The organism is Streptomyces sp. AC550_RSS872 (assembly GCF_019049285.1).
Classification (GTDB): Bacteria; Actinomycetota; Actinomycetes; order Streptomycetales; family Streptomycetaceae; genus Streptomyces.
Map to the genome: position 1 here is coordinate 191,232 of NZ_JAGMUL010000026.1, position 25,407 is coordinate 216,638.

Consider the following 25,407-nt stretch of genomic DNA (forward strand, 5'->3'; position numbering starts at 1 on the left):
GGCAGCGGCGCGGCGACGCCCGCGACCTGGTCGAGGAACGCCCGTGCCTGGTAGGCGATGTTGCCGCCGTTGCCGGCCCCGACCCCCGGCGCCTCCATCGGGACACCGCCCGCGAAGTACGGCAGCTGCGGACCGGCGGTGATCTGCCGTACGCCGCGCGTACGGGCCTCGGGCTGCGCGTCGTCGCATGTGCCGCACGTACGGGAGGTGCGCGGCCGGGGCCTGATGCTGGGCGTCGAGATCACCCGGCCCGGCACCGACGAGGCCGACCCGGCCGCCGCGTCGGCCGTGCTGGAGGCGGCCCGCGAGGGCGGCCTCCTCATCGGCAAGGGTCGAAGAGGTACTCGGCGGGCCGGTGCTGGTCGAACGCGGCCCGGCCGTCGCCGCCCAGGACGTCGAGGGCGAGCCCGTTGGGCAGGCCGAAGCCGGTGCGCGTCACCGAGAACGTGCCGACGAACCCGGACTCGAAGCGGACGGTGAAGGACGCGGTGTCCTCGTTCTCGACCTCGGCGAACTCGTCCGATACCGGGGCCGCGTTGTGTCCCACCACCGCGCCCAGTGGCAGCGGCCGCTTGGTGATCTGCGTCGACAGCGCGCACCGGACACCGAGGCGATCGGCCCGGCGACGTACTCGGCGGCGTCGACGACGTGCGACCCGACCTCCCCGAGCGCACCCGAACCGGGGCAGCGCTTGAACCGCCGGCTCAGCGGCCCGTTCGGGTCCGTCGCCCAGTCGCACCAGTAGCGCCCGCTGAACAGGGGCAGGTCACCCAGCTCACCGGCCCGCACATGCTCACGGATCGCGGCGATGCCGGGGGAGCCGCGCCGCGCTGATCCGGAGTCGCGCGGTCACCTTTCGAGCGCCTTGTGCGCCGTCTCGGGCAGCCGCAGGTACACCAGCGACGAGGCGAGGCACAGGACAGCGACGTACCAGGGGAAGAGGTCCGCGTGGCCCAGCTCCTTGAACAGCGTGCCGACGTACGGCGCCGTACCGCCGAACATCGCGACCGTCAGCGAGTACGGGAACCCGATGCCCGCCGCCCGTACCCGCGGCGGGAACACCTCGGCGTTCACGGCCGCGCTGATCGACGTGAACCCCGTCAGCAGCACCATGCCCGCGCACTGCACGAGCAGCAGCACGGCGAACGAATCGCGCAGAGCGTGCAGCAGGGGGACGGTGAGGAGGGTGAAGCCCAGGCCGAAGAAGAGGAGGAGTGGGCGGCGGCCGAAGCGGTCGGAGAGGAGGCCGCCGATCGGCTGGAGCAGACCGAAGAAGGCCAGCGAGATCGTGCCCGCGAGCAGGGCGTCCGACTTCTCGATGCCCGCGTTGAGCTCGGCGTACGTCGGCAGATACGACGTCCAGGTGTAGTACGCGATCGTGCCGCCCGCGGTGATGCCGCAGATCAGCAGGGACTGGCGCGGATGGCGGCGCAACGCCTCCAACAGGCCGGGGCGCGGGGCCTGTTGCTGCTCGGCGCTCCGCGTCTCCTCGGCGCCCTGGCGGATCCAGAAGCCGACCAGGCTGAGCACGGCACCGAGGACGAACGGCACCCGCCAGCCCCAGCCGTTCATCTGCCCGTCGCTCAGCGTGTCCACCAGCAGGGTCGCGATCCCGGACGCGACGAGCTGCCCGGCGGTCGTCGACACGTACTGGAAGCTGGAGAACAGCCCGCGCCGGCCCGGCCCCGCCGACTCGACCAGGAACGTCGTCGACGCCGCGAACTCCCCGCCCACCGACAGGCCTTGCAGCAGCCGGGCCAGCACCAGGATCACCGGGGCGAGGACGCCCGCCGTCTCGTACGTCGGGGTCAGGCCGACCAGCAGGCTGCTGCCGCCCATCAGCAGGATGGTGACCGTCAGAGCGGAGCGCCGGCCGCGGCGGTCCGCGATGGCGCCCATCAGCAGCCCGCCCACGGGCCGCATGAAGAAGCCCACCGCGAAGACCGCGAACGTCGAGAGCAGCGGTACCAGGGAGTTGTCCGCGCCCTTCGGGAAGACCTCGGCCGCGATGTAGGTGGCGAGGAACGTGTAGGCGTACCAGTCGTACCACTCCACGGCGTTGCCGACCGAGGCGGCGAGGAGCTGGCGTACGGGCCGTGAGGTCGGCGGGGAATCCGTGCGCGTCGTCTCTGTCATGATCGCGACCATCCCCGCGCCCGAGTCCCGGCACACCTCCCGTACCGACGACTTTCACACGAGCGCCACCGGACCCTTCCCTGACGTTTGGTGCTCCTGGAACACTCCTTCCGCGCGGCTTCCGTCACCAGCCGGCCGGTCAAACCACCCTAGATGGGAAGAGGTCCCTCACTCATGCCCGAAGTCAATCGCCGCAGATTCCTCCAACTCGCGGGCGCGACCACGGCGTTCACGACTCTGTCGAGCAGCATCCAGCGGGCCGCCGCCATCCCCGCCAACCACCGCACGGGGTCGATCGAGGATGTCGAGCACATCGTCGTCCTGATGCAGGAGAACCGTTCCTTCGACCACTACTTCGGCAAGCTGCGCGGCGTCCGCGGCTTCGGTGACCCCCGCCCGGTGAAGCGCGACGACGGCAAGCCGATCTGGCACCAGTCGAACGGCAGCAAGGACATCCTGCCGTTCCACCCGGACGCCGACGACCTGGGCATGCAGTTCCTGGAGGGCCTGCCGCACGGCTGGACCGACGGCCAGCAGGCCTACAACGGCGGCAAGTACGACAAGTGGATCCCCGCCAAGGGCACCACGACCATGGCGTACCTGACCCGCGAGGACATCCCCTTCCACTACGCCCTCGCCGACGCCTTCACCGTCTGTGACGCCTACCACTGCTCCTTCATCGGCTCGACCGACCCGAACCGCTACTACATGTGGACGGGTTACACGGGCAACGACGGCCAGGGCGGTGGCCCGGTCCTCGGCAACGACGAGCTCGGCTACGGCTGGACGACCTACCCCGAGCGCCTTGAGCAGGCGGGCGTCTCCTGGAAGATCTACCAGGACATCGGCGACGGCCTTGACGCCAAGGGCTCCTGGGGCTGGATCGAGGACGCCTACCGCGGCAACTACGGCGACAACTCGCTCCTGTACTTCAACAAGTACCGCGACGCGGGGCCCGGCGACCCCTGGTACGACAAGGCCCGCACCGGCACCGACGCCAAGAGCGGTGAAGGCTACTTCGAACGGCTGAAGGCCGACGTCAAGGCCGGCAAGCTGCCGCAGATCTCCTGGATCGCCGCCCCCGAGGCCTTCTCCGAGCACTCCAACTGGCCGTCCAACTACGGCGCCTGGTACATCGCCCAGGTCCTGGACGCCCTCACCGCCAACCCGGAGGTCTGGTCGAAGACGGCCCTGTTCATCACCTACGACGAGAACGACGGCTTCTTCGACCACGTCGTGCCGCCGCTCCCGCCGAAGGACGCCTCCCGGGGCAAGTCCACCGTCGACGTCTCGCTCGACCTCTACAAGGGCGACAGCAACCGCCCGGCCGGCCCCTACGGCCTCGGCCCGCGCGTGCCGATGCTGGTCGTCTCACCGTGGAGCAAGGGCGGTTACGTCAACTCCGAGACCTTCGACCACACCTCGATCCTGCGGTTCATGGAGCGCCGCTTCGGGGTGCAGGAGACCAACATCTCCCCTTGGCGCCGGGCCGTCTGCGGCGACCTGACCTCGGCCTTCGACTTCTCCCGCAAGGACAGCCGCCCGGCCGCCCTGCCGGGGACGGACGAGTACGAGCCGCAGGACCGCGAGCGCCACCCCGACTACAAGCCGACCCCGCCGGCCGACCCGGACATGCCCCGCCAGGAGCGCGGTCTGCGCCCGACCCGGCCGCTCAAGTACGCCCCGCACGTGGACGGTTCCGTCGACGCCGCGGCCGGCAGGTTCACACTCACCTTCGCCTCCGGCGCCAAGGCCGGTGCCGCCTTCCACGTCACCTCCGGCAACCGCACCGACGGCCCCTGGACGTACACCACCGAGGCCGGCAAGAGCATCGCGGACACCTGGAACTCGGCGTACTCGAACGGCTCGTACGACCTGACCGTGCACGGCCCCGGCGGCTTCGTGCGCTGGTTCAAGGGCTCGAACAGCGCGGCCGGCCCCGAGGTCACCGCCCGGCACACCGGCGACGACATCGAGCTGACCTTCACCAACAAGGGAGCGGCGAGCGTCCGCCTGAAGATCGCCAACGGGTACGGCGGTCGCGCCACCACGGTGACCGTGCGGCCCGGCGCCACGGTGTGCCGCACGGTCGACCTCGCGGCGAGCCGGCGCTGGTACGACCTGACCGTCACCGCCGACGCCGCCCCGGTCTTCCTGCGGCGGTTCGCCGGGCACGTCGAGAACGGGCGGCCGGGTGTGAGCGACCCGGCGATCATCACCGAGTAACCCGGACAGGGGCCGTTGCTCAGAGTGGTGTGAGGTGCCTCGGCTGCGGTTGCCGGGGCACCAGCGCCGGTTCCTGTGCGGGGGCGTCTACGGGGGTGCCGCGTCGGATTGTTCGTCGGCTGCGGCTGCGGCTGCGGCTGCGGCTGCGTCTGTGGCGTGGTTGGTCGCGCCCACGCGGCCGAGCCGCACATCGATACGGCCCGTGCCCCTTTTCCGGCGTTGCCGTCACGGCGTCCGGTTCGGGAGTCGCCCGGCTGAGCAGCACCACGCCCCATGACGCCAGGCCCGCCCCGGCCGGCGCGAGGAGCACCCCTTCTGCGCCGCCCTGCAACCGCTCGCCGAGCAGGAGGAGCCCGATCACCGCGGCCGCCATGGGGTTCGCCAGCGTCACCATCGCCAGCGGAGCGCCGAGGCCGCCCTGGTAGGCGGTCTGCGACAGCAGCAGCCCGCTCACCGCGAGGGCCGCGACCAGCAGCGCCACCCCGGTCACCTGCGGGCTGAGCAGCGGGGCGGAGTGGTCCGTCATGGCCACGGTCACGGTCTGCGTGAGCGCCGAGCCCACCCCGGAGGCGAGACCGGACGCGGTGGCGTGCCGCAGCCCCGGCCGGGCGCCCGGCCGCGACAGCATGCCGATCAGCGCCACGGTCACGGCCGCGACCGCCACCGCCTCGGACGTGCTCAGCACCTCCTCGGGGGCCGGCCCGGACGCCGTGACGAGGATCGCCGTCAGACCGGTGAGCGTCAGCGCCGTGCCGCGCCACTCGACCGCGCTGACCCGCCGCCCGGCGATCCGCGCGCCCAGCGGCACCGCGGCCACCAGGGTGAGCGCGCCGAGCGGCTGCACCACGGTCAGCGGACCGTACTTCAGGGCCACGACGTGCAGCAGCGCGCCCGAGCCGTTGAGGAGGACGGCCCCCCACCAGGCGCCGGACCGCAGCAGTCGTATCAGGCTCGATCCCGGGGCGCGGGAGGCCAGCCGTTCCTGGGCCACGGCCGCCGCGGCGTAGGCGACCGCGGAGAACAGGGACAGGACGACGGCGATCAGGGTGGCATTCACCGGCCCGCTCCCACAATTACGGATTCCTCGTCGGAGACCGCGTCCCGGGCCGCCGGCGCGGGCTTGCGGGTGCCGTGTCCGGCCGTGGTCGCCGTGCGCCGCGGCAGCTTGATCACGGCGAGCGCGATGCCGAGCATGGCCGTCGCCGCGACCGCGTCGAGCCAGTAGTGGTTGGCCGTGCCCACGATGACCAGCAGCGTGGCCAGCGGGTGCAGCAGCCACAGCCAACGCCGGCGGGAGCGGGTCGCCACGATCAGGCCGATCGCCACCATCAGGGCCCAGCCGAAGTGCAGTGAGGGCATCGCCGCGAACTGGTTCGAGAGGTGGTCGGTCCGGGGCGAGCCGTACACGGAGGGGCCGTAGACCTGGCCGGTGTCGATCAGGCCGGTCGCGGCGAGCATGCGGGGCGGGGCCAGCGGGAACGTCAGGTGGACCACCAGGGCGGTGGCGGTGACGGCGGCGAGGACACGGCGGGCCCGGACGTAGTGGGTGGGCCGGCGCAGGTACATCCAGACCAGGAAGGCCGCGGTGGCCGGGAAGTGCACGGCCGCGTAGTAGGTGTTCGCGATGTGTACGAGCGTGTCGCCGTGCAGCAGCAGATGCTGCACCGAGCCCTCGCCGGGCAGATGGACGGCTCGTTCCAGGTCCCACACGCGGTCCGCGTTGCGGAACGCCTCGCCGGTGTGGCCCGTGGCCAGCTGCCGCCCGAACTTGTAGACGAGGAAGAGCCCTGCGACGAGCAGGAGCTCCCGGACGAGCGGAGGCCGCGCTATCGCGTCGGTCTCCGCCTGAGCAGGCTCGGTGCGGCCATTCATTTTCCCCCGGCCCTTTCGCCGAACGGTGGGTGGTGCTGGGTGGTACCCGGCGAACTCATCGATACGGAAGCGTACCGAAACGTCCATGTACCGAAACGCTGCTGTTCCGATACGCCACTGTACCGATACGTCAGCGTTCCGGTACAGTGGCGTATCGATAGACGTACGACACGCTGGAAGTGAGGAGAAGAGCCGATGACGTCGCAGGCCGCGGACGGACCGGAGACGGTCGTCGCCTCGCGCCGCTCCAAGATCACGCCCGAGCGTGAGCAGGAGTTCTTCGACGCCGTGCTCGAACAGATCCGCGCGTGCGGTTACGACGCCGTCACCATGGAGGGCGTGGCCAGCAGCACCCGGTGCAGCAAGTCCACGCTGTACCGGCAGTGGAAGACGAAGCCCCAGTTCGTGGCGGCGGCCCTGCGCGCCAGCCGGCTCACGCGCTTCGAAGGCATCGACAGCGGCACGCTCGCCGGTGATCTGCGCGAGGCGGCGCGGGCCGCGGGGGCGTGGTCCGGCAAGGACACGCGGCTGTTCCAGGCGCTGGGGCATGCCGTGATGGAGGACCCGGAACTCAAGTGCGCGCTGCGCGAGGCGCTCATCGACCCCGAGATCGATGCGCTGCGGCAGATCCTTCGGCGGGGGGTGGAGCGCGGGGAGGTCACCGCCGGCCACCCCGCCCTGGAGTACGTCCCCGCCCAGATCTTCGGCGTGCTGCGGGCCCGCCCCGTGCTGGAGGGCGAGGACGCCGACCCCGACTATCTCGTCCGGTTCGTGGAGGCCGCCGTGCTGCCCGCACTGGGCCTCACCTGAGACTCAGGACGCCGTCCACGGGATGACTGGACGGTGACCTGATCCGCGCCGCACCGTGGGGACGGGGGCGGCGCGCACCCCCCGGCCGGGTGGGGTTCCTCTTGAGCGGAGGGGCGCCCCACCCGGCCGCGTCATTGCCGGACGCCGGGCATCAGACGTCCTGGCCGTTGCCGCCGCCCGTGGAGACCTTGATGCCCTTGGCTATCTCGTCGAGGACGGACTGGCCCTCGCTGACGTCGACGCCGAGGCGGACCACGACGATCTGCCGCTCGCTCACAGGCGAGGGGAAGGCCAGCGACTCCACGTAGCCGTCGGACCCCTTGCTCGTGACGGCCTTCCAGCGCACGAGATAGCCCTTCTGCCCGGCCACGGTCACCGCCTTGGAGGCCAGCACCTCGTGCGAGGTGATCTCGCCGTACCCCTTGCCGTAGGACTCCTCGGCGTTCGCCTCGATGTCAGCCTTGGCGACCTCCTCGGGGGTGTCGCCCTTGGTGCGGAGCGCGAGCGCAGGGGCCGAGTAGGCGCCGCCCTTCATACAGGTCTGGGAGGTGTCCGAGGGGCACTTGTACGTCTCGTCCGACCCGACGTGCGCACCCCAGTTGGTCTCCTGGCCGTACCAGTCGTCCGGGATGGGCAGACTGATCCCGCTCACCTCGTCGGTCACCGACCCGCTGTCCACCTTCGGCGCCTCGGACTGATCGGGCGAGGGCGACGCCCCACCGGAACCGCCGTCCCCGCCGCCGTTGCCTCCCCCGGGCCCGTCCTGACCTCGTTGCCGGGAGTTGGCGCTGCCGCCGCCCGAGCCGTCGTCGGCGGTCAGCGCGTACACGCCGACGCCGATGCTCGCGAGGACGACCGCGGCAACCCCCACGGCTATGCCGGTGCGCAGCCCACGCCGCCCGCCCGACTGCAACTGGCCGGGATAGCCCGGATGCACCGGATACGCCCCACCGGCCGCCAACTGCTCCGGAGGCCCCCATACGTCCGCCGGCCCCGCGGGCCGGACCTGATCCGTCCATGCCTTGCCGTCCCACCAGCGCTCGGTGGGCGGACCGTCACTTTTCTGCCCCGGGTCGGGGTACCAGCCGGGAGGAGTCACCTGCGTCATGCGCCCACCGTATGAGGTGTCGGTGAAAGTCGGATGAGAGGAAGTCAGCCTGTCCGGCGACATTTCAGCCCGTGCGGCGTTCAAGAACGAGGTCACCGCCGTCCCGAGCCCCCACCCACCCGCTGGGGGCGATCTTTCCAGCCCGTCCGGCGTTTGAGGACGAGGCCCGAAGGACCGGCAGCGGGGGTCTGGGGGCGCGGCCCCCAGGGACGGGACGGGTAGGGGCGGCGGGGGCGAGTCAGCATCACCGCAGGACGAGCCGTTCCGGTCGCTCTCCCGCCGGCGGCGGAAGCCGCAGGCCCTCGCGGCCCGGCGTGATCGAGCCGAGTACGCGTGCGTGCCGGGCGCCCGTGGCCGAGGGGACGGTGCCGGGCAGGCCATGGGCGGTCAGGAAGCCCAGTACGGCGAAGGCGTACGCCTCCTTCGCGGCGGCCGGGAGTCCCAGCTCGTCGGAGGTGCGAAGAGGGACCCCGGGCAGGCGCTGCCCGAGCATCGTCATCAGGACCGGGTTGCGGGTCCCGCCGCCCGAGGCGATCACCTCCGTCGCGCCGGCCGCGCGCACCGCGTCGGCGACCGTGCGTGCCGTGAGCGCGGTCAGCGTGGCGACGACGTCCTCGGCCGACAGGGTGCCGAACCCGGCCAACGCGTCCCGCAGACGGCCCAGGTGGAACAGCTCCTTGCCGGTCGTCTTGGGCGCGGGCAGCGCGTAGTACGGCTCCGCCAGCAGCCGCCGTAGCAGCGGTTCATGGACGCTGCCGCGACCGGCCAGCGCCCCGTCCACGTCGTACGCCAGCCGTCCGCCGCTGAACCCCCGCGCCGCCGCGTCGATCAGCGCACAGCCGGGCCCGGTGTCGAACGCGGTGCCGTCGGGTGCGGTGAGATTGGCGATCCCGCCGATGTTGAGGGCGACGGGTGTGCCCGGCCGGCCGCGCAGCCACAGCAGGTCGACCAGGCTGACCAGCGGGGCGCCCTGTCCGCCGGCGGCGATGTCACGGGGACGGAAGTCGGCGACCACGGGCAGCCCGGTCGCCTCGGCGATCCACGCGGGCTGCCCGAGCTGAAGGGTGCCGTACACCTTCCCGTCCTCGGCCCAGTGGTAGACCGTCTGCCCGTGCGAGGCGGCCAACTCCGCCCGCCCGCCGCACAGTTCACGGTCCGCACGCACGGCGGCCGCCGCGAAGGCCTGCCCGATCCCCGTGTCGAGCCGGCACACCTCCGCCATCGAGGTCGTCCCCGGCGGCAGTGCAGCCCCGAGCGCCTCCCGCAGCCCCTCGTCGTACGCCTCGCTCACCAGCCCCAGTGGTTCGAGCACCAGGCTGTCGCCGACGAGGCTCAGATCGGCGGCCGCGGCGTCGATGGCGTCGTACGACGTGCCCGACATCAGGCCGATCACCCGCATCCGATCACCTGCATTCGATCATCCGCATCCGCTCAACCCGCCCTTTCCTTCACTTCTCCGGCCGGAACCGCCGTCAGCGCGAGGACGCTCACCGCGCAGGTCGCGGCCGCGTAGTACGCGGGGATGTCCACGTTCCCGGTCCGTTCGATCATCTCCGTGATGATGAGCCCGGCACACCCCGAGAACACCGCATTGGACAGGGCGTAGGCGAGCCCCAGCCCCGTGTAGCGCACGTTCGTCGGGAACAGTTCCGCGAGCATCGCCGGACCCGGCCCCGCCATCAGCCCCACCAACGCGCCCGCACCCCACACCGCCGCACCCTTCACGGTGAGGGAAACGCCCGGGTCCTGGAGAAGGTTGAGCAGTGGCACCGCGAGGATCACCGTCAGCACCGCCCCCGCCAGCATCACCGTCCGCCGCCCGACCCGGTCGCTGAGCCACCCCGCCGGCACGATCGTCATCGCGAAGCCGAGGTTGGCCAGCGCCGTGGCGATCAGCGCCTGCTGGAAGCTCGCGTCCAGCGTGGACTGGAGGTACGACGGCAGCACGACCAGGAAGGTGTACCCCGCCGCCGCCCACCCCATGATCCGCCCGGCGCCCAGCGCGATCGCCCCGGCGACCGCACGCCGGGTCGGCCGCTCCGCCTCCCGCTCCTCGCGGAACGCCGGCGTCTCGTCCAGCCGCAGCCGCAGCCACAGGGCACCCAGCCCCAGCGGCAACGTCAGCAGGAACGGCAACCGCCAGCCCCAGTCGCCCAGTTGCCGCTCGGTCAGCACCGTGGCCAGCAGCGCCGCCGCCCCCGCGCCGCCCAGCAGCCCCAGCGCCACCGTGAACGACTGCCACGACCCGTACAGCCCGCGCCGCCCGGGTGGCGCGAACTCGGTCATCACCGACACCGCGCCGCCGAACTCCCCGCCCGCCGACAGCCCTTGCAGCACCCGCAGAAACGTCAGCAGCCACGGGGCGAGCGCGCCGACCGTGTCGTACGTGGGCAGTACGCCGATCAGCGTCGTCGCCCCGGTCATCAGCGTGATCACCAGGATCAGCACGGGACGCCGGCCGATCCGGTCACCGAGCCGGCCGAAGACGGCCGCGCCGACCGGCCGGAAGAAGAACGCCAGCGCGAACGACGCGTACGTCTTCACCAGCGCCTCGACCTCGCTGCCGCCCTCCGGTGTGAAGAACCGCGCCGCGATGATCGTCGCGAAGTAGCCGTAGACACCGAACTCGTACCACTCGATGAGGTTGCCCACCGACCCCGCGACCAGCGCCCTGCGGGACCGGACCGGGACCCGGTCGGGGAAAGTGGACGTCATGCCCGCGCCTCCTGGTTCACGAATGCCGGTCGTGGGGACGGCTTTTGACTGTTGGTAAGTTACGGCGGTGCAGGTCGCAAGCCCTGCGCGTCGCCCGCGCGCACCCGTTGTCACCCGTCACGGCAACAGGTGCCCGGACCCGCCTCCACTTAGGCAATCGGACGACTACGCTCGAGGTCTGTACGTCGTTCGGGCGACTTGGGGAGGTAGCGGGATGACAGAGGTACGGCCCACGCAGGCCGCCTCGGCCTCCCTGTGGGAGCGTGACGAGGAAGTCGCCGCCGTCGAGCGGGCCCTCGACACCCTGTGCGCGGACAAGTCCTCGTCAGGAAGCCTCCTGGTGCTCCGGGGCGAGGCGGGACTCGGCAAGACCGCGCTGCTGGCCGAAACCCGCCGTATCGCCGAGGCCCGCGGCTGCGCGGTGTGGTCCGCCCGGGGCAGCGAGACCCTGAGTTCCGTTCCCTTCAACGTCGTACGGCAGCTGCTCCAGCCCGCGCTGCTGTCGCTGATGCCGGAGGAGGCCCGCGAGTACCTCGGCGACTGGTACGACATCGCCGGACCCGCCCTCGGCATAACGGGGCCCGGCGAGCGCCAGGCCGACCCGCAGGGCGTGTGCGACGGGCTGGTGGCCGCCGTACGCCGACTCGCCCGGCGCGACTGGCCGCTGGTGCTGCTGATCGACGACGCCCACTGGGCCGACCAGGAGACCCTGCGCTGGCTCGCCGCCTTCGCCGAACGCCTCGGTGAGCAGAGCGTCCTGGTCGTCGTGGCCCGCCGCCCCGGCGAGGTCAGCGGCGACAGCGCCCGCCACCTCGACGCGGTCGCCGCCGCGGGCAGTTCCGTCGCCACCCTGAGCGCCCTCACCCCGGACGCGACCGCCGGCCTCACCCGCGCCACTCTGGGCGCCCACGCCGACGCCCCGTTCTGCCGCGAGGTCTGGGCCGTCACCGGCGGCAACCCGTACGAGACAGTCGAACTCCTCGCCAAGGTCCAGGACAGCGAGTTCGAGCCGACCGAGTCCGCGGCCGGCGAGCTGCGCGCCCTGAACCGCTCGGCGCGCGGCGGCGGCCTGGTCGCCCGGCTGGAGACGCTCGGCATCGAGGCCACCCGGTTCGCCTGGGCGGCCGCGATCCTCGGCACCGGCATCTCCGTCGACCTGGTGGCCGAGCTCGCCACCATGAGCGTGGACGACGCCGTGCGCTGCGCGGACCTGCTGCGCGCCGCCCGCATCCTCACCGAGCCCGACCCGGCGAGTGTCCAACCGGACGACGGCGACCTGGAGTTCGTCCACCCGCTGATCGCCAGCGCCGTCTACAACTCCATCCCCGACGCCCTGCGCACCGCCATGCACGGCATCGCCGCCCGCGTCGTCACCGACAACGGCCGTGGCGCCGCGGTAGCCGCCCGTCACCTCCTGGAGGTCCACCCGGACAGCGACGAGGAACTCGTCGAGCAGCTGCGCGAGGCCGCCCGCGAACACCTCGCCGTCGGCGCGCCCGACGCCGCCCGCCGCTGCCTGGAGCGTGCGCTTGTAGAACCGCCCCTGCCCGAGGCTCACGCGCGCGTGCTCTACGAGCTGGGCTGCGTCACCCTGCTCACCGCGCCCGCCACCGCCGTCGACCACCTCCAGACCGCGCTCGCCATGCCCGGTCTGGACGGCGACGCACGCGTCGACGCCGTCCACCGCCTCTCCCAGGCCCTGCTCCACAACGACCAGCTGGAGGAGGCCGTCCGCACGGTCGAGGCAGAGGCCGCCCGGCACCAGGCCGGCCCCGCGAGGCTGCGGCTCCAGGCCGTGCAGTTCATGTGGGAGGGCCTCCACGCGGGCGAGGCCGCCTCCCCGGGGCGCTCCACCCGCCTCGCCGAACTCGCCGCCACCTGCACCGGCCGCGACAACTCCGAACGCGCTCTCCTCATCCTGCGCGGCTTCGACGCGATGGCCCGCGGCGAGAACGCCGAGGAGGTCGTGGAACTCTGCGACCGCGCCCTCGTCAACGGCCGCCTGGCCCCCGGACTCGGCTGGACCGACCCGGAGTGGGGCCTGGAGCTGCCGATGATGCTGGCCAGCGCCTACGCCTTCACCGACCGGCTCGACCGGGCCGAGACCCTCTACAACGAGGCCCTGCGCGCGTACGAGTCCGCGGGCTGGAGCGGCGGCCACCTCTCCCTGGCCCACGCCTACGTCGGTCTCGGCCACCGCAGGCGCGGCCGGCTCCGCGAGGCCGAGGCGTCCCTGCGCAAGTCGCTGGCGCTCGCCGAGCGCGTCGGCCGTCGGCTGCCCCTGCACTGGTCCGCGACCTGCAACCTCGTCGACACGCTGCTCGCCCGCGGGCACGTCGACGCCGCCTGGGAGATCGCCGAGCAGTACGGCTTCGCCCCGCCCTACCCGTCCACCATCGTCCTGCCCGACCCGCGCTCGGTCCGCGGCCGTCTGCTCCTCGCCGTCGGCCGCACGAAGGACGGCATCAACGAACTGGAGGCGGCGGAGAAGGCGGCCGACGTACGCGGCCACCACAACCCGGTGCTGGTCCCCTGGGCCTTCGACCTGGCCCGCGCCCTCGCGAGCGAGGACCCCGCGCGCGCCGCCCGCCTCGCCACCGACGTCCGCCGGCACGCCGAGCGGCTCGGCACCGACACCGCGATCGGCGAGGCCCTGCGCTGCGCCGCCGCCCTGGAGACGGGCCAGCGCGCGGTACGCCTCGCCGAACAGGCCGTCACCTATCTCGAGGCCTCACCCTGCCAGTACGAGCATGCGGCGGCCCGTGTCGAGTACGGCATCGCCGCCCGCTCGGCCGGGGAGCTCCGGCGCGGGTTGACGCTGGCCCGCTCGTGCGGGGCGGACGGGCTGGTCACGCAGGCGGAGAGGGCGTTGCTGTCCGGCGTGGTGTGAGGGCGGTGGGGGGAAGGCGGGTCAGAGGCTCAGCAGCTGATCGGTGACCGCGGCCAGCCGCTTGCGGACCTCGGGGTCGTACGTTCCCTCGTGCGCCCGCGCCGGACGCGTGCCGTCGAAGTACCGGCCCGTGCCCAGCTCCCGGGTGGCGAGGGCCAGCACGCCCACCGCGCCGTCGGCGACCGTGTGCCGGGGCGTGAAGCCACCCTCGCGGACCATCGCCGTGTCCATGTGGGTCGCCGGGTGCAGCACGTTCACCGAGACTCCGGTGCCCGCCAGCTCCTCGGCGAGGACGAATGTATGGGCGGTGAGGGCGAACTTGCTGCGGCAGTACGCCGAGAGCCCGTCGTAGCCGCGCGTCAGCTCGGGGTCGTCGAGGTCCAGGGGCTCCTGGCCGGCCGAGCCGACGTTCACGATCCGCGCGGGCGCGTTGGCGCGCAGTACGGGGAGCAGGGCGCGGGTCAGCGTGACCGGCGCCAAGTAGTTGACCGCCAGACGCAGTTCGTGCCCGTCGGCGCTGAGCCTCCGCTCGGACCGGTGCGGTCCGGCGCCCACCGCGGCGTTGTTGATCAGTACGTCGAGTTCCGGGTAGGCGTCGGCGACATGCGCCGCCAGCTCCCGCACCTGCCCCAGCGAGGCCAGATCGGCGACGAACCCCTCCGCCTCGCCCTCGGCCCGCAGCTCCTCGACGAGCCGCTCGGTGCGGCCCGCGTCCCGCCCGTGCGCGAGGACGCGGTGCCCGGAGCCGACCAGCTCGAAGGCGACGTAGCGCCCGAGCCCCGAGGTGGCGCCGGTGAGCAGAATCGTGGACATGCCTCCACCGTAGGCACGGCGTGCGGACATGTGCGAGACGCTGCCGGTGGTACGACCGCCAGGGTCACCCCCCAGCTCAGGCACCCGCGTCCGGCCCGGCCTCCTCCGCGAGGACCCGCTGCGCCGCCGCGAACGCCGAGTTCGCCGCCGGAACTCCGCAGTACACGGCCGTCTGGAGCAGTACGGCCCCGATCTCCTGTGGCGTCAGCCCGTTGCGCCGGGCCGCCCGGACATGCATGGCCAGCTCGTCGTAGTGGCCGTGGGCGACCAGCGCTGTCAGGGTGATCATGCTGCGCTCGCGGCGGCTGAGCGTCGGGTCCGTCCAGATCTCGCCCCAGGCGTAGCGCGAGATGAAGTCCTGGAAGCGCGCGGTGAACGGTGTCTGCCGGGCCTGCGCCCGGTCGACATGGGCGTCACCGAGCACCTCGCGCCGCACCTCCATGCCCCGCTTGGCGCCGCCGCCGAGGTGCGCGCGCATCGCCGTCAGCACGGCCTGCGGGCACTGCGCCGGCGCCAGATGCGAGGCCCCGGGCAGCTCGACGAGCGTGGCACCGGGCACGGCGTCCGCGATCTCCCGCAGATGCGCCGGCGGCGTCGCCGGATCCTCGCGCCCAGCGATCAGCAGGGTGGGTGAGGAGATCTCGGGCAGCCGTTCACGCAGGTCGAAGGCGGCAAGAGCGTCACAGCAGGCGGCGTACGCGTCCGGATCGGCGTCCCGGTGGTCCTGTACCAGCTCCGGAACGGTGAAGCCGGACGTGAACCAGCGGTCGTCCGCGCTCGCGGCGAGCCTGGCCAGCCCTTGGCTGCGCACCAGCGCGGCCCGCTCCTCCCACGGCTTCGCACCGTTGAAGTGCGCCGAGGAGCAGATCACCGCCAGCGAGGAGACCCGCTCGGGACGGTGCAGGGCCAGGTGCAACCCGACCGCACCGCCCAGCGACACCCCCGCGTACGCGAACCGCTCGATGCCGAGCGAGTCGGCGAGCGCGAGCACCAGGTCGGCGAGGTCACCGACCGTCGCGCCCGCGCCGATGAGACCGGCCGCCGAACCCCCGTGCCCGGGCAGATCCCAGCGGACCACCCGATGGGTGATCGACAGCTCGGGCGCGACCTTGTCCCACAGGGCGTACGAGGTGCCGAGCGAAGGCCCGAGAAGCAGCGCGGGCGCAGAAGTGGGCCCCTCGGCGCGGTGGTTGAGGAGTTTGCCGGTCAACGTCGCTCCAGAGCACGGTCGGTGAGGGTTCCGGCGGAGCCGGTGTAGTGGGTGGGATCGAGGTCGACGTCCGTCAGCTCAGGCGCCTCGGCAAGCGGGCGGCCCTCGGACGCCAGTCGGGTGAGCAGTTCCTTGGCGCGGGCCCGGCCCAGTACCGGGGCCAGCTCGGCGGACAGCCGCTCGGACACGATCAACCCATGGGTGAGGTCGAGGTGTTCGCGCATGACGGCAGGTCTCACCCGCAGCCCCTCGGCCAGCTCCACGGCGTCCCTGGCGGCCCCGCCGACCAGCCGCAGCAGCTCCCGCAGGGGCTCCCACTCCGCGTGCCAGGCGCCGGCCGGCCGCTCGTCCTCCGCCGCCAGCGACCCGTAGAGGGTGGCCGCGAGGTGAGGTGCCCGCCGCGCCGCGGAGGCGATCAGGGTGGACCGTACGGGATTGGACTTGTGCGGCATCGCGGACGAGCCCCCGCCGCTGCCCTCCGCGAGTTCCGCGATCTCGGTGCGCGAGAGCGTGAGGACGTCCACGGCGGTCTTGCCGAGCGCTCCCGCCGTGAAGGCCAGGCATCCGGCGAGATCGGCGACGGGTGTGCGCAGTGTGTGCCACGGCAACTCCGGGGCGCGAAGACCGAGTTCGCGGGCGTACACCGTCGGCAGCTCGACCGGATCGGTTGCGCCGTAGGCTCCGAAGGCCGCCAACGTCCCTGCCGCGCCCCCCAGTTGGGCGGGCAGTGAATCCCGTACGGCCGTCACCCGGTCCCGTGCGTCCAGCACCAGCGACCGCCACCCGGCCGCCTTCAGCCCGAACGTCGTCGGTACGGCGTGCTGGGTGAGCGTCCGCCCCGGCATCGCGGTGTCGCGGTGCTCGGCGGCGAGCCGGGCCAGGGCCTGCTGGGTGCGGTCGAGGTCCGCGAGCAGAAGATCGAGGGTGCGCGCCGCCACCAGCATCGTCGCCGTGTCGAGGATGTCCTGGCTGGTCGCGCCCCGGTGGACGTACGGCCCGTACTCCGCGCCGACCGCCTGGGTCAGGTCGGCGACCAGAGGGATGACCGGGTTGCCGCCGCCGCGCGCACGCTCGGCGAGGGACCGGACGTCGAAGCGGTCGGCGTCGGCGGCCTCGGTCACCGCGGTCGCCGCCTCGGCCGGGGCCAGCCCCAGCGCGGCCTGCGCACGGGTGAGCCCTGCCTCCGCGTCCAGCAGCGCCTGGAGACAGGCGCCGTCACCGGTCGCGGAGGCGGCGGGGGAGCCTGCCCACCCGGGGGCGAGCAGGCCGGTGTCCGGATGGGGAGAAGTCACTGGAACTCCAGGAAGACCGTCTCGCCTTCGCCCTGAAGGCGGATGTCGAAACGGTAGGTGCCGTCGCGCTGCTCCCGTGCGATCAGCGTGTCGCGTCGCTCGGCCGGCACCCGGGTGAGCAGCGGGTCCGCGGCGAGGGCCGCCTCGTCGCCCGGCAGATAGATCCGTGTGTAGAGATGCACCAGCAGGCCGCGCGCGAACACGCACACGCTGATGTACGGTGCGCTCTGCCCGCGCGCGCCCGGCCGCAGTGTCCGCGCGGTCCAGTGCCCGTTGGCGTCGGTCTGGATGCGGCCCCACCCGGTGAACTCGACGCCGTTGCGGCCCAGATAGCCGCCGCTCGCCGGGTCGCGCCGGATCGAGCCGTCGACCTGCGGGACGTTGCCTTCGGGGTCGGCGCTCCACAGCTCCACGAACGCGTCGGGCAGCGGGTTGCCCTCGCCGTCGTGGATGTAGCCCTGGAGGGCGATGCTCTCCGGGTGCCCGGCGGGCGCGATGTCGCCGCCGCCGGGGAAGGGCAGGGCGTGGCCGTAGAAGGGGCCGACCGTGTGCGACGGGGTGGGGAGCACGGTCTCCGGGCGGCTCGTGTCGATCTTCGTCATGGCAGGTCAGCGTCCCTCTTCGAGCCAGGTGGCGTTCGGTCCGTCGAGAACGATGTCCCAGTGGTAGCCCATCGAGAACTCCGGCACCGACAGACTGTGGTCGTAGGTGGCGACCAGCCGCTGGCGGGCCGCGTCGTCCGTCACCGACTGGATGATCGGGTCGTACGGGAACAGCGGGTCGCTCGGGAAGTACATCTGTGTCACCAGCCGCTGGGTGAACGCCGTGCCGAACAGCGAGAAGTGGATGTGGGCCGGCCGCCAGGCGTTGACGTGCTGGCGCCACGGGTACGGGCCCGGCTGGATGGTGGTGAAGCGGTAGAAGCCGCTGTCGTCGGTCAGGGTGCGGCCGACGCCGGTGAAGTTCGGGTCCAGCGGGGCGTCGTGCTGCTCGCGCTGGTGGGCGTACCGGCCGGCCGAGTTCGCCTGCCAGACCTCGATCAGCTGGCCGCGCAGCGGACGGCCGTCGCGGTCGAGGAGACGGCCCTCGACGGTGATGCGCTCGCCGATCGGCTCCCCGGTGTGCTGCCGGGTGAGGTCGTTGTCGATCTCGGTGATGTCCCGCTCGCCGAAGGCGGGGGAGTGCAGCTCCACCAGCTCCGGGTCCTTGCTGACGTCGATCTGGATCGGCGGCTGTTTCGGATGCCGCAGCACCGAGGAGCGGTACGGGGTGTAGTCGCGGCGCGGGTGGTGCTCGACGGGGGCACCGTCGGCGACGCGCTTCTCGTACGCGGCGTGCTCGGCCGCGATCTCCTGGTCGATGTCGTGCTGAGTGAGAGTCATGGGGGATCCCGCGTTTCGTTAACGTTCGAGGACGAGGGCGAGGCCCTGGCCGACGCCGATGCAGAGGGTGGCGACGCCCACTCCGCTGCCCTTGCGGGCGAGCTGGTGCGCGACGGTGCCGGCGAGACGGGCACCCGAGGCGCCCAGGGGGTGGCCGAGGGCGATGGCGCCGCCCTGGGGGTTGAGGATCGCCGGGTCGAACTCGGGCCATTCGGCGACACAGCCCAGCACCTGGGCGGCGAAGGCCTCGTTCAGTTCGAGGACTGAGAGGTCGTCGAACGTCCGGCCCGCTCTGGTGAGGGCGCGGTTGACGGCTTCGACGGGGGCGAGGCCGAAGTAGTCGGGGTCGAGGGCGTGGACGCCGGTGGCGGAGACCCGGGCGAGCGGCTCGCGGCCGGTCGCCTTCAGGCCTTCCTCGTCGACGAGGAGCAGGGCGGCGGCGCCGTCGTTGAGCGGGGAGGCGTTGCCCGCGGTGACCGTCCCGTTGTCCTTACGGAAGGACGGCTTCAGCTTCGCCATCGCCGCGAGGGAGGCGTCCGTCCGTACGGACTCGTCGGCGGCGAAGACGACCGGGTCGCCCTTGCGCCGGGGGAGGGAGACGGGGGCGAGCTCGGCGTCGAAGAGGCCCTGCCGCTGGGCCGCGGCCGCTTTCTGGTGCGAGGCCAGCGCGAACTCGTCCTGCTGCTCGCGGCTGATCTTGTGCTTCTCGGCGATGAGCTCCGCCGACTCGCCCAGGGGGATGGTCCACTGCGGTTCCATCCTCGGGTTGACCATGCGCCAGCCCAGGGTGGTCGAGTACAGCTCCGTGTGCGCGGCGGGGAAGGGCTTGTCGGACTTGGGCAGCACGTACGGGGCCCGGGTCATCGACTCCACGCCGCCTGCTACGGCGATGTGGGCGTCCCCGGCGGCGATGGCGCGGGCCGCCTGGATGACCGCCTCCAGACCGGAGGCGCAGAGGCGGTTGACGGTGACGCCGGGCACGCTGGTCGGCAGACCGGCGAGGAGGGCGGCCATGCGGCCGACGTTGCGGTTCTCCTCGCCGGCGCCGTTGGCGTTGCCGAAGTAGACGTCCTCGATGCGGGACGGGTCCAGGTCGGGCGTACGGGCGAGGAGTTCGCGCAGGGCGTGGGCGGCGAGGTCGTCCGGGCGGACGGAGGCGAGGGTGCCGTTGTAACGGCCGATCGGGGTGCGGACCGCGTCGACGATGTAAACGGTGTTCACAGCAGATTCTCCGCGACGGTGAGTTTTGCGTCGGTCTTGGCGATGATCTCGTCAACGCCCACGCCGGGTGCGGTCTCGACGAGCACCAGGCCGTCGTCGGTCACGTCGATCACGCCCAGGTCGGTGATGACCCGGTTCACACACGCCTTGCCTGTGAGCGGCAGCGCGCACTCGGTGAGGATCTTCGGGCTGCCGTCCTTGGCGGTGTGCGTCATCACGACGATGACCGTGCGGGCGCCGTGCACGAGGTCCATCGCGCCGCCGATCCCGGTGATCATCTTGCCGGGGATGGCCCAGTTCGCCAGATCGCCGGTGGCGGAGACCTGCATGGCGCCCAGCACGGCGACATCGATGTGCCCGCCGCGGATCATCGAGAACGACAGCGCTGAGTCGAAGAAGGAGGCGCCCGGCAGAACCGTGACGGTCTCCTTGCCGGCGTTGATCAGATCCGGGTCGACCTGGTCCTCGGTCGGGTACGGGCCGGTGCCGAGGATGCCGTTCTCGGACTCCAGGATCACCTCCACGCCCGGCGGCAGGTAGTTCGGGATCAGCGTGGGCAGTCCGATGCCGAGATTGACGTACTGCCCGTCCTGAAGTTCGCGCGCGGCCCGCGCGGCCATCTCCTCGCGTGTCCAGGCCATCAGTTGCTCACCGTCCCTCGTGCCTCGGGCGCGGAAGTCGTGCGCTGTTCGATCTGCTTGGCGGTGGCCTGCTCCGGGGTGAGCGCGACGACCCGCTGCACGAAGATCCCCGGCAGGTGGACCGCGTCCGGACCGATCTCACCGGGCTCGACGAGTTCCTCGACCTCGGCGATCGTCACCCGTCCGGCCATCGCGGCCAGCGGGTTGAAGTTCCGGGCGGACTTGTTGAACACCAGGTTCCCGTGCCGGTCGCCCTTCGCCGCCCGGACCAGCGCGAAGTCGGTGCGGATCCCGCGCTCCAGCACGTACTCGGTGCCGTCGAACTCCCGCACCTCCTTCGGCGGCGAGGCCAGCGCGACCCCGCCCGACCCGTCGTAGCGCCACGGCAGCCCGCCGTCGGCGACCTGGGTGCCCACCCCGGCCGGGGTGTAGAAGGCGGGGATCCCCGCGCCGCCGGCCCGCAGCCGCTCGGCCAGCGTGCCCTGCGGAATCATCTCCACCTCCAGCTCTCCGCCCAGGTACTGGCGGGCGAACTCCTTGTTCGCGCCGATGTAGGAGCCGGTCACCCGGGCGATCCGGCCCGCCGAGAGCAGCACCGCAAGACCGGACTCCATCGCCCCGCAGTTGTTCGAGACCACCGACAGCCCGCCGGTGCCCTGCTCGAACAGGGCCTGGATCAGCACGTTCGGCACACCGCTCAGCCCGAAGCCACCCACTGCGAGCGACGCGCCGTCACCCACATCGGCCACCGCCTCCGCGGCTGTGGCGACCACCTTGTCCATCCGAGAAGCCCCATCTCTTCCGAGCGCCCAGCCCCCGAATTAATCAGGGCACTGAGTATTTCTGCGAGGTTGCTCCTCACGCTGCCATCGGAGCGGGAAGCCGTCAAGGCCCCGGTAAATGCGAAATGCATGGACCCTTCGATCCGAGGACACCTCCGGCGAGGTCGGCTATTGTTCAGTGCACCAACGATTGCGAACAGGGGGCGCACATGGCCGCCGTGGACCTCACCACCCACCCCGGGCATCTGGCCCGGCGGCTCCAGCAGGCGCACTACCTGCTGTGGAACACGATGGTCTCGGAGGAGATCACCTCGCCCCAGTTCGCCGTCCTCAACGCGCTCGTCGCCGAGCCGGGCCTGGATCAGCGGACGGTGGGGGAGCGCGTCGGGCTCGACCGGTCCACGATCGCCGAGGTGATCAGCCGGCTCGGCCGCCGCGGACTGCTCGACAAGGTCCGCGACCCCCAGGACGGCCGCCGCTTCCTGCTGCGCCTCACGGACGACGGGATGCGCACGCACAAGAAGCTGACCGTGCGCACGGCTCGGATGAACCAGGTCTTCCTGGCCCCGCTCTCCACCGACGAGCAGGCGCTGTTCTTCGATCTGATCCGGCGCGTCGCGGACGCGGCCGAGGGGCTCCGCAACCCTTCGGAGCCCCTCGCCGCACCATCCTGATCCCCGGTTCGAAACCTCCGGTCACCGGATCCTCAGGACGCCTTCGCGTACACCACCCACACCTGGCCGGGCTTGAAGTTCACCCGCCTGCCGTCCTCGGTCGTGAACCTGGTGCCGCCCGTGGCCTTCGGACGCGTCCAATAGACGTCGTAGGCGCGCCCGTCGCGCAATACCCGCGCCCTTCCGGAGCCCACCGTCTCGGTGTACGGCGTGTTCTTGCCGAGGGAGTCGTGGAACGTGGACTTGCGTACCTTCACGTACTGCACGACGACCGTCCCGGCCCCGACCCGCTTGCCGTCCGTCGTCATGGCGGCCGTGCCGTCCATGGTGACGAGCCAGCGCTTCTGGCTCCTTGACCAGGTGAAGGTGTAGCGGGCCAAGTCGTAGCGCACCGTCTGCGAGGTCGTGGCCTTGCCGCCGGCCGGGGCGGCGCCGTAGCGGAAGCCGGTCGTCAGGGCGTCGGCGCCGGGGGCGGAGCCCAGCAGCCGATGGGGCCGTAGATAGAGGTTGTGCGGCGAGGGCCTGTTCCGGATGCGGAAGTAGGCGTCGGCCGCCTTGCCGGGCGGCACCGCCTGCAACGGGGCGTTGTCGATCAGGGGCAGGAGCTTGCCCTGCGCTCCCGAGAAGGCGAGCGTCGGCCGGTTGAACTGGCGCAGCAGCTCCAGGTCGCTCTCGCGTGCGCTGCGCACCGGCCCGACGGCCTTCGGCAGCTTCGTCGCGTACACCGCCATCAGTCGGCTCAGTCCGCCCTCGACCTGCTCGACGTACACGACGTCCGCGGCGTTCAGACCCGTGTGGGGCCGGGCGGCACGCGCGTTGTCGATCTTCACGGCGAGCACCGAGGAGCTGTTCGCCAGGCTCTCGCGCCCGCTGGCGTCCTCGTGCGACGACGGCACGTGCGTGGTGCCGCGCCCGTCGTCGCGCTGTCCGCCGGATGTCGTACAGCCCGCCGCCAGGGAGGCTGTCAGTGCGGCGGCCAGCAGCCCCGCCATGGTCGTGGCGCGTCTCGTGCGCGCGCCTCGTTGCCTGCCCACCGTCGCCACCCGTCGCCACCCACCCAGTCCGTGTCATCAATTGTGCGCTTATCTGTTCATAGATGGCCATACCCGATCGGTTGCGATCAGCCCCACAAATCCGCCGATCGGCCCACACGACTGTCCCCGCGGTTCGGCGCCGTGGCGCAGGGGTACCCGGCGCCCACCGCATCAGCGGACGCACACGCCACGGAGGGAGCACGGGGCGATGAGGGCAGTGACCTGGCAGGGCAAGCGCGACGTACGCGTGGAGAACGTGCCCGATCCGACGATCCAGGAGCCGACGGACGCGGTCATCCGCATCACATCCACCGGACTGTGCGGCTCCGACCTGCACTTGTACGAGGTGCTGACGCCGTTCATGACACCGGGGGACATCCTCGGTCACGAGCCGATGGGCATCGTCGAGGAGGTGGGCGCCGGGGTGCCGGACCTCCAGGCGGGCGACCGGGTCGTGGTGCCCTTCCAGATCGCGTGCGGCGACTGCTGGATGTGCCTGACCGGGCTGCCGACCCAGTGCGAGACCACCCAGGTCACCGGCGAGGGCATGGGCGCGGCCCTGTTCGGCTACACCCGGCTGTACGGCGCGGTGCCGGGCGCCCAGGCCGAGTACCTGCGTGTCCCGCAGGCCCAGTTCGGCCCGATCAAGATCCCCGAGGGACCGTCCGACGACCGGTTCGTGTACCTCTCCGACGTCCTGCCCACCGCCTGGCAGGCGGTCCGCTACGCCGAGGTCCCGGAGGGCGGCAGCGTCGCCGTGCTCGGCCTCGGCCCCATCGGCGACATGGCCTGCCGGGTCGCCCAGGTGCAGGGCGCCGGGCGGGTGTTCGGCGTGGACCTGGTGCCCGAGCGGCTGCGCCGGGCGCGCGAGCGGGGCGTCGAGACGTACGACCTGAGGAGCTTCGACGACGAGAAGGAACTCGTCGCCGCCATCCGCGACGTGACGGACGGCCGTGGCCCCGACGCCGTGATCGACGCCGTCGGCACCGAGGCCCACGGCAGCGCCGCCGCCAGGCTCGCCCAGTCGGCCTCGGCGATGCTGCCCCGCAGGATCAGCGGCCCCTTCGCCGAACGCTTCAGCGTCGACCGGCTCGCCGCCCTGTACACCGCCATCGACCTGGTGCGCCGCGGCGGCACGATCTCGCTGTCCGGCGTGTACGGCGGCACGGCCGACCCGATCCCGCTGCTCACCCTGTTCGACAAGCAGATCCAGCTGCGGATGGGGCAGGCCAACGTACGCCGCTGGACCGACGACATCCTGCCGTTCCTGACCGACGAGGATCCCCTCGGCGTCGACGACTTCGCCACCCACCGCGTGCCGCTGAGCGACGCCCCGCACGCGTACGAGATGTTCCAGCGCAAGCAGGAAGGCGCGGTCAAGGTGCTGATGAAGCCCTGACTCCCGCCGCGCTCCCGGTCGCGGCCGGGCCCTGGCGGACGACGGCTCCCGTCAGGTCCCGTCCCGTCAGGCCTGCGGCGCGAAGATCTCCGCCAGGTCGTAGCGGACGGGCTCCTCCAACTGCGCGTACGTGCAGCTCTCGGGGGTGCGGTCCGGGCGCCAGCGGCGGAAGCGGGCCGTGTGCCGGAAGCGCACGCCGTTCTCCATGTGGTCGTACGCCACCTCGGCCACCCGCTCCGGTCTGAGCGGCACCCAGGACAGATCCTTCTTGCCCGACCAGCGGCTCGGCGCCCCCGGCAGCCGCGCCGACTCGTGCGCCGCCTCCTCGGCCCAGGCAGCCCACGGGTGTCCCGCGACGTCCTCCATACGCAGTGGCTCCAGCTCCTCGATCAGCTCGGCGCGCCGCTTCATCGAGAACGCGGCTGACACCCCCACATGCTGGAGCGCGCCCCGGTCGTCGTGGAGACCGAGCAGCAGCGAGCCCACGACCGGACCGCTCTTGTGGAGCCGGTAACCGGCGACGACGACGTCCGCCGTCCGCTCGTGCTTGATCTTGAACATGGCGCGCGCGTCCTGGAGGTAGCCCAAGGTGAGCGGCTTGGCGATCACACCGTCCAGGCCGGCCCCCTCGTACTGCTCGAACCACCCCTGAGCCGTGTCGACGTCGGTCGTCGCCGGCGCCACATGCACCGGCGCCGTCACCCCCGACAGGGCCATCATGAGCCGCGCCCGCCGATCCGCCAGCGGGACCTCCAGCAGCGACTCGTCCGCCAGCGCCAGCAGGTCGAAGGCCACGAACGACGCCGGGGTCCGCTCGGCGAGCATCCGCACCCGGGAGTCGGCCGGGTGAATGCGCTCGGTGAGCGCGTCGAAGTCCAGCCGCCCCTCCCGCGCGATCACGATCTCCCCGTCCAGCACGCACCGCTGCGGCAACCGCTCCTTCAGCCCCGCCACCAGCTCAGGAAAGTACCTGGTCAACGGCTTTCCGGTACGGCTGCCGAGCTCGACCTCGTCCCCGTCGCGGAACACGATCGCCCGGAAGCCGTCCCACTTGGCCTCGTACTGCATGCCCGGCGGGATCTTCGCCACCGACTTGGCGAGCATCGGCTTCACGGGCGGCATCACCGGAAGGTCCATGGTCCGATTCTGCGCGCATCCGGTCGCTGACGCCCGGTGTGCGAGGTGTGCGGCGGGCGCCTACC

General features: G+C 72.1%; 23 protein-coding genes and 1 pseudogene. 6 read left to right on the forward strand and 18 right to left on the reverse strand.

Annotated elements, in window-relative coordinates:
- Window positions 1-177 precede the first annotated feature (177 nt).
- A pseudogene (locus tag KUM44_RS45330) lies at window positions 178-333 on the forward strand (aspartate aminotransferase family protein); the annotation flags it as partial.
- Here the strand turns inward: KUM44_RS45330 and KUM44_RS45335 are convergent.
- Genes KUM44_RS45335 through KUM44_RS12560 form a run of 3 tightly spaced genes read right to left on the reverse strand, consistent with a single transcriptional unit; the run spans window position 320 to window position 2,148 of the window.
- Complete coding sequence (locus KUM44_RS45335) at window positions 320-550, reverse strand: hypothetical protein (protein WP_254389502.1); 231 nt, start codon at window positions 548-550, stop codon at window positions 320-322. The pseudogene KUM44_RS45330 and the gene KUM44_RS45335 sit on opposite strands and share 14 nt — an antisense overlap.
- Complete coding sequence (locus KUM44_RS47550) at window positions 436-789, reverse strand: hypothetical protein (RefSeq protein WP_374202030.1); 354 nt, start codon at window positions 787-789, stop codon at window positions 436-438. The genes KUM44_RS45335 and KUM44_RS47550 overlap by 115 nt, the downstream gene beginning before the upstream one ends.
- Before the next feature lie 60 nt (window positions 790-849).
- Window positions 850-2,148, reverse strand: a complete 1,299-nt coding sequence (locus KUM44_RS12560) for an MFS transporter (protein ID WP_217207905.1) — start codon at window positions 2,146-2,148, stop codon at window positions 850-852.
- A 162-nt stretch (window positions 2,149-2,310) separates the two neighbouring features.
- Here KUM44_RS12560 and KUM44_RS12565 point away from each other — a divergent pair, with 162 nt between their 5' ends.
- Entirely contained in the window at window positions 2,311-4,362 is a 2,052-nt protein-coding gene (locus KUM44_RS12565; RefSeq protein WP_217207906.1) for a phosphocholine-specific phospholipase C, read from the forward strand.
- A gap of 19 nt (window positions 4,363-4,381) precedes the next feature.
- Here the strand turns inward: KUM44_RS12565 and KUM44_RS12570 are convergent, their stop codons facing one another.
- Together KUM44_RS12570 and KUM44_RS12575 are read right to left on the reverse strand one after the other, a co-directional pair.
- Entirely contained in the window at window positions 4,382-5,419 is a 1,038-nt protein-coding gene (locus KUM44_RS12570) for a DMT family transporter (RefSeq protein WP_308402593.1), read from the reverse strand.
- Window positions 5,416-6,234 carry a phosphatase PAP2 family protein gene (locus KUM44_RS12575; protein WP_217207907.1) on the reverse strand — a complete coding sequence of 273 codons (819 nt, stop codon included), beginning with the start codon at window positions 6,232-6,234 and terminating at the stop codon, window positions 5,416-5,418. The genes KUM44_RS12570 and KUM44_RS12575 overlap by 4 nt, the downstream gene beginning before the upstream one ends.
- A gap of 195 nt (window positions 6,235-6,429) precedes the next feature.
- On the opposite strand from KUM44_RS12575, the gene KUM44_RS12580 reads away from it, so the two are divergent.
- Window positions 6,430-7,044, forward strand: coding sequence for a TetR/AcrR family transcriptional regulator (locus KUM44_RS12580; RefSeq protein WP_217207908.1), 615 nt, complete (start codon window positions 6,430-6,432; stop codon window positions 7,042-7,044).
- A 151-nt stretch (window positions 7,045-7,195) separates the two neighbouring features.
- Here the strand turns inward: KUM44_RS12580 and KUM44_RS12585 are convergent, their stop codons facing one another.
- The 3 genes from KUM44_RS12585 to KUM44_RS12595 all read right to left on the reverse strand — a co-directional run bounded on the left by KUM44_RS12585 (window position 7,196) and on the right by KUM44_RS12595 (window position 10,867).
- Window positions 7,196-8,152 carry a DUF2510 domain-containing protein gene (locus tag KUM44_RS12585; protein WP_217207909.1) on the reverse strand — a complete coding sequence of 319 codons (957 nt, stop codon included), beginning with the start codon at window positions 8,150-8,152 and terminating at the stop codon, window positions 7,196-7,198.
- Between the two features lie 244 nt (window positions 8,153-8,396).
- On the reverse strand, window positions 8,397-9,551 hold the full coding sequence (locus KUM44_RS12590; RefSeq protein ID WP_217207910.1) for an anhydro-N-acetylmuramic acid kinase: 1,155 nt from the start codon (window positions 9,549-9,551) through the stop codon (window positions 8,397-8,399).
- A gap of 32 nt (window positions 9,552-9,583) precedes the next feature.
- Window positions 9,584-10,867 (reverse strand): MFS transporter, encoded by a 1,284-nt coding sequence (locus KUM44_RS12595; protein WP_217207911.1) that lies wholly within the window; start codon window positions 10,865-10,867, stop codon window positions 9,584-9,586.
- Window positions 10,868-11,081: 214 nt separating this feature from the next.
- Here KUM44_RS12595 and KUM44_RS12600 point away from each other — a divergent pair, with 214 nt between their 5' ends.
- Window positions 11,082-13,757, forward strand: a complete 2,676-nt coding sequence (locus KUM44_RS12600; RefSeq protein WP_217207912.1) for an AAA family ATPase — start codon at window positions 11,082-11,084, stop codon at window positions 13,755-13,757.
- A 21-nt stretch (window positions 13,758-13,778) separates the two neighbouring features.
- Here KUM44_RS12600 and KUM44_RS12605 read toward each other — a convergent pair whose 3' ends face one another.
- From KUM44_RS12605 to KUM44_RS12640, 8 genes are all read right to left on the reverse strand, one after another.
- Window positions 13,779-14,570 (reverse strand): SDR family NAD(P)-dependent oxidoreductase, encoded by a 792-nt coding sequence (locus KUM44_RS12605; protein ID WP_217207913.1) that lies wholly within the window; start codon window positions 14,568-14,570, stop codon window positions 13,779-13,781.
- A gap of 76 nt (window positions 14,571-14,646) precedes the next feature.
- Entirely contained in the window at window positions 14,647-15,780 is a 1,134-nt protein-coding gene (pcaD, locus tag KUM44_RS12610; protein ID WP_217207914.1) for a 3-oxoadipate enol-lactonase, read from the reverse strand.
- On the reverse strand, window positions 15,777-17,072 hold the full coding sequence (gene pcaB / locus KUM44_RS12615) for a 3-carboxy-cis,cis-muconate cycloisomerase (protein WP_217207915.1): 1,296 nt from the start codon (window positions 17,070-17,072) through the stop codon (window positions 15,777-15,779). The genes pcaD and pcaB overlap by 4 nt, the downstream gene beginning before the upstream one ends.
- Window positions 17,069-17,674, reverse strand: coding sequence for a protocatechuate 3,4-dioxygenase subunit alpha (gene pcaG / locus KUM44_RS12620; protein ID WP_217207916.1), 606 nt, complete (start codon window positions 17,672-17,674; stop codon window positions 17,069-17,071). The genes pcaB and pcaG overlap by 4 nt, the downstream gene beginning before the upstream one ends.
- A gap of 6 nt (window positions 17,675-17,680) precedes the next feature.
- The gene (pcaH, locus tag KUM44_RS12625; RefSeq protein WP_217207917.1) at window positions 17,681-18,454 is read right to left on the reverse strand and encodes a protocatechuate 3,4-dioxygenase subunit beta; all 774 of its coding nucleotides are present in this window, start codon (window positions 18,452-18,454) and stop codon (window positions 17,681-17,683) included.
- Between the two features lie 18 nt (window positions 18,455-18,472).
- Complete coding sequence (locus tag KUM44_RS12630; RefSeq protein ID WP_217207918.1) at window positions 18,473-19,675, reverse strand: thiolase family protein; 1,203 nt, start codon at window positions 19,673-19,675, stop codon at window positions 18,473-18,475.
- Window positions 19,672-20,316, reverse strand: a complete 645-nt coding sequence (locus KUM44_RS12635; RefSeq protein WP_217207919.1) for a CoA transferase subunit B — start codon at window positions 20,314-20,316, stop codon at window positions 19,672-19,674. Before KUM44_RS12635 ends, KUM44_RS12630 begins: the two co-directional genes overlap by 4 nt.
- Window positions 20,316-21,098, reverse strand: a complete 783-nt coding sequence (locus tag KUM44_RS12640) for a CoA transferase subunit A (RefSeq protein ID WP_217207920.1) — start codon at window positions 21,096-21,098, stop codon at window positions 20,316-20,318. The genes KUM44_RS12635 and KUM44_RS12640 overlap by 1 nt, the downstream gene beginning before the upstream one ends.
- Before the next feature lie 209 nt (window positions 21,099-21,307).
- Here KUM44_RS12640 and KUM44_RS12645 point away from each other — a divergent pair, with 209 nt between their 5' ends.
- Window positions 21,308-21,772, forward strand: coding sequence for a MarR family winged helix-turn-helix transcriptional regulator (locus KUM44_RS12645; protein ID WP_217207921.1), 465 nt, complete (start codon window positions 21,308-21,310; stop codon window positions 21,770-21,772).
- Window positions 21,773-21,804: 32 nt separating this feature from the next.
- Here the strand turns inward: KUM44_RS12645 and KUM44_RS12650 are convergent, their stop codons facing one another.
- Window positions 21,805-22,764: a DUF3048 domain-containing protein gene (locus KUM44_RS12650; protein ID WP_217208139.1), complete on the reverse strand. Its 960-nt coding sequence runs from the start codon at window positions 22,762-22,764 to the stop codon at window positions 21,805-21,807.
- Between the two features lie 250 nt (window positions 22,765-23,014).
- On the opposite strand from KUM44_RS12650, the gene KUM44_RS12655 reads away from it, so the two are divergent.
- A complete protein-coding gene (locus tag KUM44_RS12655) occupies window positions 23,015-24,205 on the forward strand; it encodes a zinc-dependent alcohol dehydrogenase (protein WP_217207922.1) in 1,191 nt (396 codons plus the stop codon).
- 66 nt (window positions 24,206-24,271) lie between these two features.
- Here KUM44_RS12655 and KUM44_RS12660 read toward each other — a convergent pair whose 3' ends face one another.
- On the reverse strand, window positions 24,272-25,342 hold the full coding sequence (locus tag KUM44_RS12660) for an ATP-dependent DNA ligase (protein WP_217207923.1): 1,071 nt from the start codon (window positions 25,340-25,342) through the stop codon (window positions 24,272-24,274).
- Between the last annotated feature and the right edge of the window lie 65 nt (window positions 25,343-25,407).

Bases quoted from the DNA above. Each gene is read 5' to 3' on its own strand.
- KUM44_RS12635 (WP_217207919.1), bottom strand. From the start codon at position 20,316: ATGGCCTGGACACGCGAGGAGATGGCCGCGCGGGCCGCGCGCGAACTT.
- KUM44_RS12580 (WP_217207908.1), top strand. From the start codon at position 6,430: ATGACGTCGCAGGCCGCGGACGGACCGGAGACGGTCGTCGCCTCGCGC.
- KUM44_RS12590 (WP_217207910.1), bottom strand. From the start codon at position 9,551: ATGCGGGTGATCGGCCTGATGTCGGGCACGTCGTACGACGCCATCGAC.
- KUM44_RS12565 (WP_217207906.1), top strand. From the start codon at position 2,311: ATGCCCGAAGTCAATCGCCGCAGATTCCTCCAACTCGCGGGCGCGACC.
- KUM44_RS12645 (WP_217207921.1), top strand. From the start codon at position 21,308: ATGGCCGCCGTGGACCTCACCACCCACCCCGGGCATCTGGCCCGGCGG.
- pcaG (WP_217207916.1), bottom strand. From the start codon at position 17,674: ATGACGAAGATCGACACGAGCCGCCCGGAGACCGTGCTCCCCACCCCG.
- KUM44_RS12585 (WP_217207909.1), bottom strand. From the start codon at position 8,152: ATGACGCAGGTGACTCCTCCCGGCTGGTACCCCGACCCGGGGCAGAAA.
- KUM44_RS12600 (WP_217207912.1), top strand. From the start codon at position 11,082: ATGACAGAGGTACGGCCCACGCAGGCCGCCTCGGCCTCCCTGTGGGAG.
- KUM44_RS12650 (WP_217208139.1), bottom strand. From the start codon at position 22,764: ATGGCGGGGCTGCTGGCCGCCGCACTGACAGCCTCCCTGGCGGCGGGC.
- KUM44_RS12605 (WP_217207913.1), bottom strand. From the start codon at position 14,570: ATGTCCACGATTCTGCTCACCGGCGCCACCTCGGGGCTCGGGCGCTAC.
- KUM44_RS12595 (WP_217207911.1), bottom strand. From the start codon at position 10,867: ATGACGTCCACTTTCCCCGACCGGGTCCCGGTCCGGTCCCGCAGGGCG.
- KUM44_RS12575 (WP_217207907.1), bottom strand. From the start codon at position 6,234: ATGAATGGCCGCACCGAGCCTGCTCAGGCGGAGACCGACGCGATAGCG.
- KUM44_RS12640 (WP_217207920.1), bottom strand. From the start codon at position 21,098: ATGGACAAGGTGGTCGCCACAGCCGCGGAGGCGGTGGCCGATGTGGGT.
- KUM44_RS12655 (WP_217207922.1), top strand. From the start codon at position 23,015: ATGAGGGCAGTGACCTGGCAGGGCAAGCGCGACGTACGCGTGGAGAAC.
- pcaH (WP_217207917.1), bottom strand. From the start codon at position 18,454: ATGACTCTCACTCAGCACGACATCGACCAGGAGATCGCGGCCGAGCAC.
- KUM44_RS12660 (WP_217207923.1), bottom strand. From the start codon at position 25,342: ATGGACCTTCCGGTGATGCCGCCCGTGAAGCCGATGCTCGCCAAGTCG.
- KUM44_RS12560 (WP_217207905.1), bottom strand. From the start codon at position 2,148: ATGGTCGCGATCATGACAGAGACGACGCGCACGGATTCCCCGCCGACC.